Here is a 12,123-nt window from a genome sequence, read left to right as displayed (position 1 = left end):
TGCTTCGGCGCCGACGGGCGCCGCATCCACCCCATCCCGCCGAACCAGGAGGTTCCCCATGGCCGGACGTGACAAGGGCATCATCGACCCGCCCATCGACGCGCTGCTCGACAAGGTCGACTCCAAGTACCAGCTCGTGATCTACGCGTCCAAGCGTGCGCGCCAGATCAACGACTACTACTCCGATCTGCACGAGGGCAACCTCTTCGACAACGTGGGCCCGCTCGTCGACTCCACCGTCGAGGACAAGCCGCTCACCATCGCTCTGCACGAGATCCACGAGGACAAGCTGCGCCTTCGCGCCGCCGAGTAATACACAGGTGTGATTCGTTCACAGATGTGACGATGCCCCGGGCGGCTGTCCGCCGTCCGGGGCATACTTGTGCCTATCCCCAGACCGAAACCGACCGGGAGTCGCCTTGACCGACCTGCGCCTGTTCACGTCCGAGTCCGTCACCGAAGGACACCCCGACAAGATCTGCGACCAGATCTCCGACAGCGTCCTGGATGCCATCCTCACCGAGGACCCGTCCGGACGTGTCGCCGTCGAGACCCTCGTGACCACCGGCCTGGTGCATGTCGCGGGCGAAGTGTCCACGAGCGCATACGTCGAGATCCCCGCCATCGTGCGCGATGTCGTGAACCGCATCGGGTACACCTCGAGCGACACCGGCTTCGACGGTGAGTCGTGCGGGGTGAGCGTGTCCATCGGCGCGCAGTCCTCCGACATCGCCGCCGGCGTCAACAAGGCGTTCGAGCAGCGCGAGCGCGGCTCCGTCGACCCGCGCGACCTCCAGGGGGCCGGCGACCAGGGCATCATGTTCGGCTTCGCGACGAACGAGACGCCGCAGCTCATGCCGATGGCGGCCTGGACCGCGCACCGCATCGCCGAGCGCCTGGCATCCGTCCGCAAAGACGGCACGCTGCCGTTCCTGCGCCCCGACGGCAAGACGCAGGTGACGCTCGGCTACGAGGGGCACACGCCCCGCACCGTCGATTCCGTCGTGCTGTCGACGCAGCACCACCCCGACATCTCGCAGAAGGAACTGCGCGCGCTCGTCCAGGCCGAGGTCATCGACCCGGTCCTGCGCGACACCGGTCTCGACCTCCCCGCCGTGCAGTACTACATCAACCCCGCGGGCCCCTTCGTGATCGGCGGCCCCAAGGGCGATGCGGGACTCACGGGCCGGAAGATCATCATCGACACGTACGGCGGCGCGTCGCGTCACGGCGGTGGTGCCTTCAGCGGCAAAGACCCGTCCAAGGTCGACCGGTCGGCGGCCTACGCGATGCGCTGGGTCGCGAAGAACGCGGTTGCGGCGGGCCTCGCCGACCGCCTCGAGGTGCAGGTCGCCTACGCGATCGGCAAGGCGAACCCGGTCGGTCTGTACGTCGAGTCGTTCGGAACCGCCCACGTCGCCGACGAGACGATCGTGAACGCCATCCGCGAGGTGTTCGACCTCCGCCCCAAGGCGATCATCGACCAGCTCGACCTCTTGCGCCCCATCTACGCTCAGACCGCGGCGTACGGTCACTTCGGCCGGGAGCTGCCCGATTTCACGTGGGAGCGCACCGACCGCGTCGACGCGCTGCGCACGGCCGCCGGTCTCTGACGTGGGAGCGCCCGCGCCGGGCGCGCACTGCGTCGCCGCAGCCCTGGCATCCCTCGCTCCGACCCGCCGCACACGGCGGAGCTCGGACAGGACCGCCGCATGAGCGCCCGCCGGGTCGCGCGGGTGCAGCTCGACTCGCCGGTTCCGCAGCTCGACCGCCTATTCGACTACGCGATCCCGCATCCCCTGGTGGCGGACATCGTCTCGGGTGTTCGGGTGAAGGTGCCGCTGCGGTCGGCGGGCCGGATGATGGATGCCTTCGTCATCGAGGTCGTGGGCGATGACGGCAGCGAGCGCCCGCTGTCGTCGGTGGAGAGCGTCGTGTCGACGATGCCGGTGCTGCCGCCGAACCTGTTCGCGCTCGCGCGCAAGGTCGCCGACCGCGCCGCCGGATCGGTGAGCGACGTCCTGCGGCTGGCGGTGCCCAAGCGCATGGTCCGCGCGGAGAAGGCGTGGCTCGCCGCCGACGCCCCGCCGGTCCCGCAGGTCGCGGCCGACGCGCTCACCCGGGCCGACGCTCTGCTGACGCCGTACGTCGGACTCACCGACGCGCTGGACGGCGGCGAGCGCGTCGCTCTCGACGCGCCGCCGCATCCGACCGGCGATCTTCCCCGCGGAGCCTGGGCCGATCTTCTCGCCGCCGCGGCGGCGCGCACGCTCGCGCGGGGGAGGAGCGCGGTGCTCGTCGTTCCCGACTACCGCGATCAGGCGCAGCTCATGGCGGCGCTGGCCGAGCTCGTGCCGGCGGAGGCCATCGTGCGTGACGACGCCGACCAGTCGGGTCCGGTGCGCTACGCGCAGTACCTGCGCACGCTGGCACCCGTCCCGGTGATCGTGGTGGGGCGTCGCTCCGCGGTGTACGCGCCGGCCCACGATACGGGCCTCGTCGCGCTGTGGGACGACGGCGATTCCCTCCTCGCCGAGCCGTTGGCCCCGGGCGTGCACGCGCGCGACGCGGCGCTGGTGCGGCAAGAGCTGGAGGGCTCGGCGCTGGTCTTCGCGGGGCACACGCGCTCCACCGATGTGCAGCGGCTGGTCGAGGTGGGGTACCTGCGAGAATCGGCGCCGGCGCGGCGGTGGAGTCCGCGGGTCGTGCTGAGTGCCACGCGCGAGGGCGAGTCCCGCACCGCTCGCGTGCCGTCGTCCGCGTTCGCCGCGGCGCGGGAGGCGCTGGCGCAGGGCCCCGTTCTGGTGCAGGTCGCCCGCCCCGGTTACGCTCCGTCCCTCGTGTGCGCCGACTGCCGCCGCCCCGCCCGCTGTGCGCACTGCGCGGGGCCGCTGCGCGCCGCACGGCCGGGCGCGGTGCCCGTGTGCGCGTGGTGCGGGCGCAGTGCCCACGCGTGGACGTGTGGACACTGCGGGTCGGCGAAGCTCCGCATGTCGTCCTCGGGTAGCGAACGCACCGCCGACGAACTCGGGCGCGCGTTCCCGAACACGCGCGTGATCATCGCCGACGGCGCGCACCCCGTGGCGGAGGTGGATGCCGCCCCGGCGCTGGTCATCGCCACGCGCGGGGCCGAACCGATGGCGCGCGGCGGGTACCGCGCGGTGATCCTGCTCGACGGCGACCGCATGCTGCAGAACGAGGCGTTGCGCGTCGGCGAGCACTGCCTGCGCTGGTGGTCGAACGCGGCGGCTCTGGCCGCGCCGGGCGCGCCGGTGCACCTCGTGGGTGTCGCGGGTCCCGTGGCACGGGCGCTCGCGACGTGGACGCAACCCGCCTACGCCCGCGCCGAGCTCGTCGACCGCGCACCGCTGCGGATGCCGCCCGCCGTCCGCGTCGCAAGCGTCGAGGGACACTCCCGGAGCGTCGACACGCTCCTCGCCGAGCTGCGCGACGCCGTCCCCGACCTCGACGCCCTCGCCGTCCTGGGCCCGGTCGACACCTCCGCGGCCCCCGACGCCCCGACGTCGCGCGCGCTGGTGCGCTTCGACTACGCCCACGGGCGCGCGGTCGCCGAGGCCCTGCGCGCCGGCGTGATCGCCGAGGCCCTGCGCGCGCGCAAATCGACCAAGGAGAAGGGGCCGAGGCCGCGGAATACACTCAGAGTGCGGCTCGACCTCCCCGAGCCCGATCTCTGAGCGCCGCCGCCCGGTCCCACCCACCCGCATCCGAAGCGTGAGGAGAACCATGCGCCTCGTCTTCGCCGGCACCCCCGCCGTCGCCGTCCCCTCCCTCCGCGTGCTGGCGGAAGGTCCCCACGACATCGCCGCCGTGGTGACGCGTTCGGACGCCCCGCTCGGCCGCAGACGCGTCCTGACGCCGTCTCCGGTCGCTCAGGCGGCGGACGAGCTCGGCATCCCGACGATCAAGACCGACCGCCTGGATGCCGAAGCCACCGCCCGCGTCACGGCGCTCGAGCCCGACCTCGGCGTGATCGTGGCGTACGGCGGACTGGTGCGCGAACCGCTGCTGTCGGCGCCCGCGCACGGCTGGATCAACCTGCACTTCTCGCTGCTTCCGCGCTGGCGCGGCGCCGCCCCCGTGCAGCGGGCGCTCATCGCGGGCGACCGCGAGACCGGCGCGAGCGTCTTCCAGCTCGTCGCCGAGTTGGATGCCGGTGACGTCTTCGCCGAGGAGCGTTACCCCGTGCCGTGGAACGCCACCGCGGGCGAGGTCCTCGACGACCTCGCCGAGGTCGGGGCACCGCTGCTCGCCCGCGTCGTGGACGGCATCGCCGACGGCACGGCGGTCGCGACGCCCCAGCACGGCGAGCCGACCCTGGCCCCCAAGCTGTCCCTCGCCGACGGGGCCCTCGACTTCTCGCTGGATGCCGAGAACCTCCGCGCGCGGATCGCCGGTGTGACCCCCGAACCCGGCGCCCACACGACGTACGACGGCGCGCGTCTCAAGGTGCTGCGGGCGGCGGCGAGCGCGGCGGATCCGATCCCGCCGGGCCGGGTCGTGGCATCCGGTCGCGAGATCCTCGTCGGAACCGCGAGCTCGCCGCTGCGTCTGGAGACCGTGCAGCCGGCGGGGAAGGGCGCGATGCCGGCCGGTGACTGGTTCCGCGGGCTCCGCGCCGAGAACCCGGTGCTGGGCTCGTGAGCGTGCAGGGAGCGCGCGCCGTCGCGTACGACGTGCTGCGGGCGGTCTCCGCCGACGAGGCGTACGCGAACCTGTCGCTGCCGCACGCGATCGAGCGGGCGAAGCTGGATGCCAAGGACGCCGGCCTCGCGACCGAGCTGACCTACGGCACGCTGCGCCGACGCGGCACGTACGACGCGATCATCGCCGCCGCGGCCGATCGCACGGTGGACCGCATCGATCCGCCCGTGCTGGACGCCCTCCGTCTCGGCGTGCACCAGCTGCTGTCGACGCGCGTCGCCTCGCACGCCGCGGTCAACGAATCGGTCGAACTCGCCCGCCGACACGGCGGCGGACGCGGGGCGGCGGGATTCGCGAACGCCGTTCTGCGACGGGTCTCGCGCGAAACCCCCGGGCACTGGATGGAGCGCATCACCGCCTCCGCCCGCAGCGACGACGAGCGGCTCGGGCTCACGACGTCCCACCCGGTGTGGATCGTGCGGGCCCTCCGACGCGCGCTGGCGGCCGAGCGCCGTGCCGACGAGCTCGACGAGCTGCTCGCCGCCGACAACGACGCCCCGCGCGTGGCGATGATCGCCCTCCCCGGGCTCGCCGAGATTCCCGAGGACGCCCGTCCCGCCCGCTACGCGCCGACGGCGTTCACGACCCGCGGGGGCGATCCCGAAGCGCTCATCCGCGCGTCGGACGGTCGCCTGCGCGTGCAAGACGAAGGCTCGCAGCTCGCCGCTCTCGCCCTGAGCCGTTTCCGACCCATCGAGCCGGGGGAGCGGTGGCTCGACCTGTGCGCCGGTCCGGGCGGCAAGACCGCGCTGTTGGCCGCCGAGGCTCTGGACGGTGGAGCTCATCTCGACGCCAACGAGATCTCGCCGCACCGGGCAGCGCTCGTGCGCCGGGCCGTGGCATCCGTCCCGCTCGAGGTCGAGGTGACCGAGGAGGACGGACGCGACCGCACGGCTCGCGCGGCGGGGGAGTACGACCGCATCCTCGTCGACGCGCCGTGCACGGGGATCGGGGCTCTCCGCCGCCGGCCGGAAGCGCGCTGGCGAAAGGCCCCCGCGGATGTGCCCGACCTCACGGCGCTGCAGCTCGAGCTCGTGCGTGCGGGGCTCGGCGCGCTGAAGCCCGGCGGCGTGCTGGCGTACGTGACGTGCTCGCCGCACCTGGCCGAGACCTCCGGCGTGCTCGCGGAGGTGCGTCGCGAGTTCGGCGACAACGTCGAGGAACTCGACGCCCGCTCGGTCGTGCGTGACATCGCCGGGTCGGAGATCGACCTGCCCGCTCAGTCGGACGGCTCGCTCCGCGCCCAGCTCTGGCCCCACCGCCACGGCACCGACGCGATGTCGATCGCCCTGCTCCGGCGCGTGTCCTGACGCGTGGGGGGTCAAGAACTGTCGCCTGCGCGCGAGCCGAGCGACAGTTTCTGACCCCTCGCGCGAAGACGTAGCAATGGCGGCGCCGATAATGGGACCGTGCCCCGCATCAATCCGAGCATCCTCGCCGCCGACTTCGTGAACATGCAGGCGGAGCTCGCCCGTATCGCGGGCGCGGACTTCGTGCACGTGGACGTCATGGACAACCACTTCGTGCCGAACCTCACGTTCGGCCCCCAGATGGTCGGTCGCATCCAGGAGACGAGCCCCGTTCCATTGGACGTGCATTTGATGATCGACGACCCCGACCGCTGGGCTCCGGAGTACGCCGAGCTGGGCGCGGCATCCGTCACCTTCCATCTCGAGGCCGCGGCCTCACCGGTCGCGCTCGCCCGGACCCTCCGCTCGATGGGCGCCCGTGCGGGGGTGGCCGTGAAGCCGGCGACCCCGGTGGAGAACCTGTTCGAGGTGCTGAACGAGTTCGACCAGATCCTCGTGATGACCGTGGAGCCGGGCTTCGGCGGCCAGTCGTTCATGCCCGAGACCATGCCGAAGCTCCGCAGCCTCGCCGACGAGGCCCGCCGCCGCGGGTCGAGCGTGTGGCTGCAGGTCGACGGTGGAATCGGCGAGTCCACGATCGCCCAGGCCGCCGAGGCCGGGGCCGACACGTTCGTCGCCGGTTCGGCCGTGTTCGGCGCCGACGACCCCGACCGCGCGATCCAGTCCCTCCGCTCGGCCGCCGCCCGCCACGCGCACTGAGCACGCCCGTCCCCGCCCGGAGCCACACCTCACCGGCATCCGGATGCCAGGACCTCGGCGCTGGGGACCGCGGACAGCCCCACCATCGCCGAGCCGATACCCTAGACAGGTGAAGACCTTCGACGACCTGTTCGCCGAGCTCAGTGCCAAGGCCGTCGAACGCCCCGCCGGCTCCGGTACCGTGGCCCAGCTCGACGCCGGGGTCCACACCATCGGCAAGAAGATCGTCGAGGAAGCCGCCGAAGTGTGGATGGCCGCCGAGTACGAGTCCGACGAGGCCGCGGCCGAAGAGATCTCGCAGCTGCTGTACCACCTCCAGACGCTCATGCTTGCGAAGGGGCTGACGCTCGCAGACGTCTACCGACATCTCTGAGCCGCGCTCGCCCACCTCTCGCTCACGAACCACGAAAGCCCCCGTCATGCTGCGAATCGCCGTGCCGAACAAGGGGTCGCTCGCCGAGACCGCCGCCGAGATGCTCTCGGAGGCCGGGTACACCGGACGTCGCGACTCGAAAGACCTGTACACCGTCGACCCCGTCAACGAGGTCGAGTTCTTCTACCTCCGCCCCCGTGACATCGCGACCTACGTCGGCTCCGGAGCCCTCGACGTCGGCATCACCGGCCGCGACCTGCTGCTGGACGCCCGCATGCCCGGCGCCCGCGAGGTCGAGTCGCTCGGTTTTGCGGGTTCGACGTTCCGATTCGCCGGGCGCCCCGGCCGTTTCACCGACGTCGAAGACCTGCAGGGCCTTCGCGTCGCCACCGCTTACCCGGGCCTCGTGGACGCGTTCCTCGACGAGCGGGGTGTGGCCGTCGACATCGTGCCGCTGGACGGCGCCGTCGAGTCCGCGGTGCAGTTGGGGGTGGCGGATGCCGTGGCCGACGTCGTCTCGACCGGCACGACGCTGCGCCAGGCCGGCCTGGAGATCTTCGGTCCCGTCCTCCTGGAGTCGGATGCCGTGCTGATCGCCGGTCCGAACGAGGTCGAGGGCACCGAGACGCTCCTGCGGCGCCTTCGCGGCGTCCTGGCCGCGCGCAAATACGTCCTCGTCGACTACGACCTACCGACCGCCCTCATCGAGCAGGCGATCGCGGTGGCACCGGGTCTGGAGTCGCCCACGATCTCGCCGCTGCGCGACCCCGAGTGGGTGGCCGTGCGGGTCATGAGCCCGCGCCGCGACGTGAACCGCGTGATGGACGAGCTGTACGCGATCGGTGCCCGGGCGATCCTCGTGACCGAGATCCTCGCCGCGAGGCTCTGATGACGCTCGCCCGCCGCATCATCCCGTGCCTCGACGTGGCCGCCGGCCGCGTCGTGAAGGGCGTGAACTTCCTCGACCTGCGCGACATGGGCGACCCGGTCGAGCTCGCGAAGCTCTACTTCGACCAGGGCGCCGACGAGATCACGTTCCTGGATGTCACCGCCACGGTGGACGAACGCGCCACGACGTACGACGTGGTCCGCCGTACGGCCGAGCAGGTGTTCATCCCGCTCACGGTCGGCGGGGGAGTCCGCTCCACCGACGACGTGGCGCGTCTTCTCTCGGTCGGGGCCGACAAGATCGGCGTGAACTCCGCGGCGATCGCGCGTCCCGCGCTGATCGACGAGATCGCCGACCGCTTCGGCGCGCAAGTGATCGTGCTCTCGCTCGACGTGAAGCGCGCGGCATCCACCCCCTCCGGTTTCGTCGTGACCACGCACGGCGGCCGCACCGAGACCACCCTCGACGCCCTCGACTGGGCGCGCGAAGCCGTCGAGCGCGGCGCGGGCGAGTTGCTCGTCAACTCGATCGACGCGGACGGCACGAAGCAGGGCTTCGACCTCGAGCTCGTCCGTCTCATGCGTCAGGTGGCCGCGGTGCCCGTGATCGCTTCGGGCGGCGCCGGCGAGCTGGAGCACTTCGCTCCGGCCGTCGAGGCGGGCGCCGACGCGGTGCTCGCGGCATCCGTGTTCCACTCCGGCCACCTCACGGTCGGCCAGGTGAAGGACGCGATGGCGGCCGAGGGGATCGAGGTCCGCCGATGAACGTCGATGCGTTCGAGCGGGTGACGTACGACGCGCAGGGCCTCGTGACGGCGGTCGTCCAGCAGTACGACTCGCGCGAGGTGCTCATGGTCGGGTGGATGGATGCCGAGGCCCTCCGCCGCACGCTCACGACCGGCCGCGTGACGTTCTGGTCGCGCTCGCGTCAGGAGTACTGGCGCAAGGGCGACACGTCGGGCCACATCCAGATCGTGAAGGGTGCGCGCCTGGACTGCGACGGCGACACCCTCCTCATCGAGGTCGACCAGGTCGGGGCCGCATGCCACACCGGCGACCACACGTGCTTCGACTCCACCGATCTCGAGCCCGTCGTGGGGCAGGGCTGATGCGCCGAGCCCGCTCGCTCTCGGTCCTCGGGATGCTGCTCGCCGGCGCGATCGGCGTGATCTCGTCGACCCAGACGTGGATCGACGTGACCCTCGCCGACGGCGCGCAGCAGACTCTCGCGGTTCCCGGATCCGACGCCGTGCCTGTGCTGACGCCGCTCAGCCTCGCCGCCCTCGCCCTCGGCGCCGCGCTCTCGATCGTCGGACCGGTGCTGCGCTACGTGCTGGGCGCTCTGGCCCTCGCGATCGCGGGCGTCGTCGGCGTCGCCTCCGCACAGGTCCTGCTGACGATGCCGGTCTCCGCGACGGCGGCGACAGTGACCGAGGCGACCGGGATCTCCGGAGTGGATGCCGTCGCCGACCTCGTCACGTCGATGTCGCTGACGCCGTGGCCCGCGGTGACGCTGCTCGCCGCGCTGCTCCTGGCCGCCGCGTCGGTCTACACGCTCGTCACCGCCCGCCGCTGGCGGGGGAGTGCCGGCCGGAAGTACCGCACGTCGGACGACGCCGCCGCGGACACTTCGCGCCCGCACGACGCGATCGACTCGTGGGACGATCTCTCCCGCGGCGACGACCCCACCGCCTGACGGACACCAACCCGGAACTGGGTCCGAAATCCGTGCTTGTTGTGAGCGAGCTGGACACGATAACTTTCGCTGACGGGCAGGTTCGTTGCGTCACGCGTCCTGCTCGCAGTGCGAGGCCGCTGCCCGAGCGTGCCCCACGGTCTCCTGGGGGAGGGACAACATGCGCGCGCGCCCGCACGGCCAACGTCACTATCGCACCGAGCATTTTACCCGCGTCTTCCGGGCCGCCACAGCGGCCGTGCTCGTCGGCGTCCTGAGCGTCAGCGGCATCTCGCCGGCTTCGGCGGCCACGCCTTCGCCTACCCCCTCCCCAACGGTCGCCAATGCTGCATTCACGTCGGCACCGACGCCGACGTTCACGGGGTCGATGGGGACCGGATCGAAGCTGACGGCCTCGACCGGTACGTGGACGCCGACCCCGGACGCCTTCACCTATCAGTGGCGCCGCAACGGGATAGCGATCGCCGGCGCCACCGCGAAATCGTTCACTCTGACGCCGGACGAATTCGGGAAGGCCATCACCGTCACGGTGACCGCGACCAAGAGCGGCTACGTCAAGACCACGAAGACCAGCGCGAGGAAGACTGCCGTCGCGGGCGCATTCACGTCGGCCCCTTCGCCGACGATCGGCGGGAACCTTGCGATCGGATCGACTCTGACGGCGAGGGTGAGCACCTGGTCACCAACACCTGGTGCGCTGACCTATCAGTGGAAACGCGACGGCTTCGCAATCCCCGGGGCCACGGCCTCGACATACCGCCTGGCCGTCGGGGATGGCGGAGCAGCAATTGCGGTGACCGTGACAGCCGCCACGCGGGGCTACGTCTCGACGACTCGCACCAGTGCTCCCGCCAGCATTCCGGCGTCCTCTTTCACGACAGCACCCACGCCGACCTTCAGCGGCTCGCTGAGCGTCGGTTCGACGCTCACCGCGTCGGCAGGCACGTGGGCTCCCGTCCCCGGCGCGCTGACGTTCGCCTGGAGTCGGAATGGGAAAGCGATCCCCGGTGCGACCGGGAAGACCTATGTGCTCGTACCGGACGACAACGGCGCGAAGATCTCGGTCAGCGTCACTGCCACCAAAGCCGGTCACACGACGACAACCAAGACCAGCGCCGCACGCACGGCGACTCCAGGACCGTTCATCACCGCTCCCGTACCGACCATCGTGGGCACGGGAGCGCTCGGCGCAACCGTGACGGCCGCGCCCGGAGCATGGGCACCCGTTCCGGCGCTGCTCGAGTACCAATGGAATCGCAGCGGCACAGCGATCGCCGGAGCGACTGCATCCACATATCGAGTGAGCACGGCGGATGCGGGGAGCCTTCTGACCGTCACCGTCACCGCCTCGGCACCCGGGTACGTCACGACGGCGCGGGTGAGCGCTGGAAAGAGCGTGCCGACCCGCCCCTTCGCGACGACCCCGATGCCGACGTTCAGCGGTACCGCCCGGGTGGGCTCCACGCTCACGGCATCGCCGGGCGCGTGGTCACCGGTGCCCGATTCATTGACCTATCAGTGGAATCGGGGCGGCGCAGCCATCTCCGGTGCCACCGGTTCGACGTATACCGTCGCCGCCGCAGACGTCGGCAGGGCCATCACCGTGAGCGTGACGGCCGTCAAGGCCGGATACACCCGGACGTCCACGACGAGCACCGCGACCACGGCGACCGCAGCCACGTTCTCGACAGCGCCGACGCCCACCGTCACAGGACTCGCCCGCGTAGGCGGGACCCTCTTCGGGGTAGCCGGCGCCTGGGATCCGCAGCCGAGCGCGCTGACCTACCAGTGGACCCGCAACGGGACCGCGATCGCCGGCGCCACGTCTGCGACATACCTCGTGACCACCGCTGATCGCGGCGCACAACTGCGATTCACCGTCACCGCAGCCAGAGCCGGCTACACCGGCCTCACCCGCGTGAGCGCGGCGCAGGCCGTTCCCGGCGTGTTCTCATCGTCCCCCACGCCGCGTATCTCCGGCGCTCTGGAACCCGGCTCCACGGTGTCTGCGGTGGTCGGAAGCTGGACGCCAAAGCCGGATTCGTTCCGCTTCCAGTGGCGGCGCAACGGTAACCCCATCGCTGGCGCAACGTCGAAGAGCTACACGCTGACCCAGGCGGATGCCGGAGCGAAGCTCTCTGTCACGGTCACCGCTGTGAAAGCGAATTACTCCTCGACGAGCAAGACGAGTGCGCCAGCTCAGGTTGCTTCGACAGCGATCGTCCGTGTGACCAGCGACATCGCGGCAGACACGACGTGGGCGCCCTCGATGCCGACGGTGTATGTGCTGGAGCGCGATATTCAGGTCGCGTCGGGCGTGACACTGACCATCGGTGCTGGCACGGTGGTGAAGTTCGGGCAACAAGCCTCGCTCA

The 12,123-nt window shown here is 71.4% G+C and carries 11 protein-coding genes and 1 pseudogene; all 12 read left to right on the top strand.

What is annotated here, in order from left to right:
- The first annotated feature begins 58 nt into the window (after positions 1 to 58).
- Complete coding sequence (gene rpoZ, locus D8Y23_RS07270) at positions 59 to 313, top strand: DNA-directed RNA polymerase subunit omega (protein ID WP_055837405.1); 255 nt, start codon at positions 59 to 61, stop codon at positions 311 to 313.
- 106 nt (positions 314 to 419) lie between these two features.
- The gene (metK, locus tag D8Y23_RS07265; protein WP_128217493.1) at positions 420 to 1,613 is read left to right on the top strand and encodes a methionine adenosyltransferase; all 1,194 of its coding nucleotides are present in this window, start codon (positions 420 to 422) and stop codon (positions 1,611 to 1,613) included.
- Between the two features lie 99 nt (positions 1,614 to 1,712).
- Positions 1,713 to 3,695, top strand: coding sequence for a primosomal protein N' (locus D8Y23_RS07260; protein WP_128217492.1), 1,983 nt, complete (start codon positions 1,713 to 1,715; stop codon positions 3,693 to 3,695).
- Positions 3,696 to 3,744: 49 nt separating this feature from the next.
- Entirely contained in the window at positions 3,745 to 4,662 is a 918-nt protein-coding gene (gene fmt, locus D8Y23_RS07255; RefSeq protein WP_128217491.1) for a methionyl-tRNA formyltransferase, read from the top strand.
- Positions 4,663 to 4,664: 2 nt separating this feature from the next.
- A complete protein-coding gene (locus D8Y23_RS07250; RefSeq protein WP_128217531.1) occupies positions 4,665 to 6,032 on the top strand; it encodes an RsmB/NOP family class I SAM-dependent RNA methyltransferase in 1,368 nt (455 codons plus the stop codon).
- 99 nt (positions 6,033 to 6,131) lie between these two features.
- Entirely contained in the window at positions 6,132 to 6,791 is a 660-nt protein-coding gene (gene rpe / locus D8Y23_RS07245) for a ribulose-phosphate 3-epimerase (RefSeq protein ID WP_128217490.1), read from the top strand.
- 109 nt (positions 6,792 to 6,900) lie between these two features.
- Positions 6,901 to 7,164, top strand: a complete 264-nt coding sequence (locus D8Y23_RS07240) for a phosphoribosyl-ATP diphosphatase (RefSeq protein WP_128217489.1) — start codon at positions 6,901 to 6,903, stop codon at positions 7,162 to 7,164.
- A 46-nt stretch (positions 7,165 to 7,210) separates the two neighbouring features.
- Positions 7,211 to 8,053, top strand: a complete 843-nt coding sequence (gene hisG / locus D8Y23_RS07235; protein WP_128217488.1) for an ATP phosphoribosyltransferase — start codon at positions 7,211 to 7,213, stop codon at positions 8,051 to 8,053.
- The gene (gene hisF / locus D8Y23_RS07230) at positions 8,053 to 8,817 is read left to right on the top strand and encodes an imidazole glycerol phosphate synthase subunit HisF (RefSeq protein WP_128217487.1); all 765 of its coding nucleotides are present in this window, start codon (positions 8,053 to 8,055) and stop codon (positions 8,815 to 8,817) included. Before hisG ends, hisF begins: the two co-directional genes overlap by 1 nt.
- Positions 8,814 to 9,161: a phosphoribosyl-AMP cyclohydrolase gene (gene hisI / locus D8Y23_RS07225; protein ID WP_128217486.1), complete on the top strand. Its 348-nt coding sequence runs from the start codon at positions 8,814 to 8,816 to the stop codon at positions 9,159 to 9,161. The genes hisF and hisI overlap by 4 nt, the downstream gene beginning before the upstream one ends.
- On the top strand, positions 9,161 to 9,748 hold the full coding sequence (locus D8Y23_RS07220; protein ID WP_128217485.1) for a Trp biosynthesis-associated membrane protein: 588 nt from the start codon (positions 9,161 to 9,163) through the stop codon (positions 9,746 to 9,748). Before hisI ends, D8Y23_RS07220 begins: the two co-directional genes overlap by 1 nt.
- A 160-nt stretch (positions 9,749 to 9,908) precedes the next feature.
- Positions 9,909 to 12,123, top strand: a pseudogene (locus D8Y23_RS16740) (hypothetical protein); the annotation flags it as partial.

Origin of the sequence: Microbacterium enclense, from assembly GCF_004022425.1 — a bacterium.
Taxonomy (GTDB): Bacteria; Actinomycetota; Actinomycetes; order Actinomycetales; family Microbacteriaceae; genus Microbacterium; species Microbacterium enclense_A.
The sequence above is the reverse complement of the archived record's forward strand: the minus strand, read 5'-3'. Positions and strand labels throughout refer to the sequence as shown.

Excerpts from the sequence above, each read along its gene's own strand:
- D8Y23_RS07260 (WP_128217492.1), top strand. The coding sequence starts at position 1,713 with ATGAGCGCCCGCCGGGTCGCGCGGGTGCAGCTCGACTCGCCGGTTCCG.
- rpoZ (WP_055837405.1), top strand. The coding sequence starts at position 59 with ATGGCCGGACGTGACAAGGGCATCATCGACCCGCCCATCGACGCGCTG.
- hisF (WP_128217487.1), top strand. The coding sequence starts at position 8,053 with ATGACGCTCGCCCGCCGCATCATCCCGTGCCTCGACGTGGCCGCCGGC.
- D8Y23_RS07220 (WP_128217485.1), top strand. The coding sequence starts at position 9,161 with ATGCGCCGAGCCCGCTCGCTCTCGGTCCTCGGGATGCTGCTCGCCGGC.
- fmt (WP_128217491.1), top strand. The coding sequence starts at position 3,745 with ATGCGCCTCGTCTTCGCCGGCACCCCCGCCGTCGCCGTCCCCTCCCTC.
- hisI (WP_128217486.1), top strand. The coding sequence starts at position 8,814 with ATGAACGTCGATGCGTTCGAGCGGGTGACGTACGACGCGCAGGGCCTC.
- hisG (WP_128217488.1), top strand. The coding sequence starts at position 7,211 with ATGCTGCGAATCGCCGTGCCGAACAAGGGGTCGCTCGCCGAGACCGCC.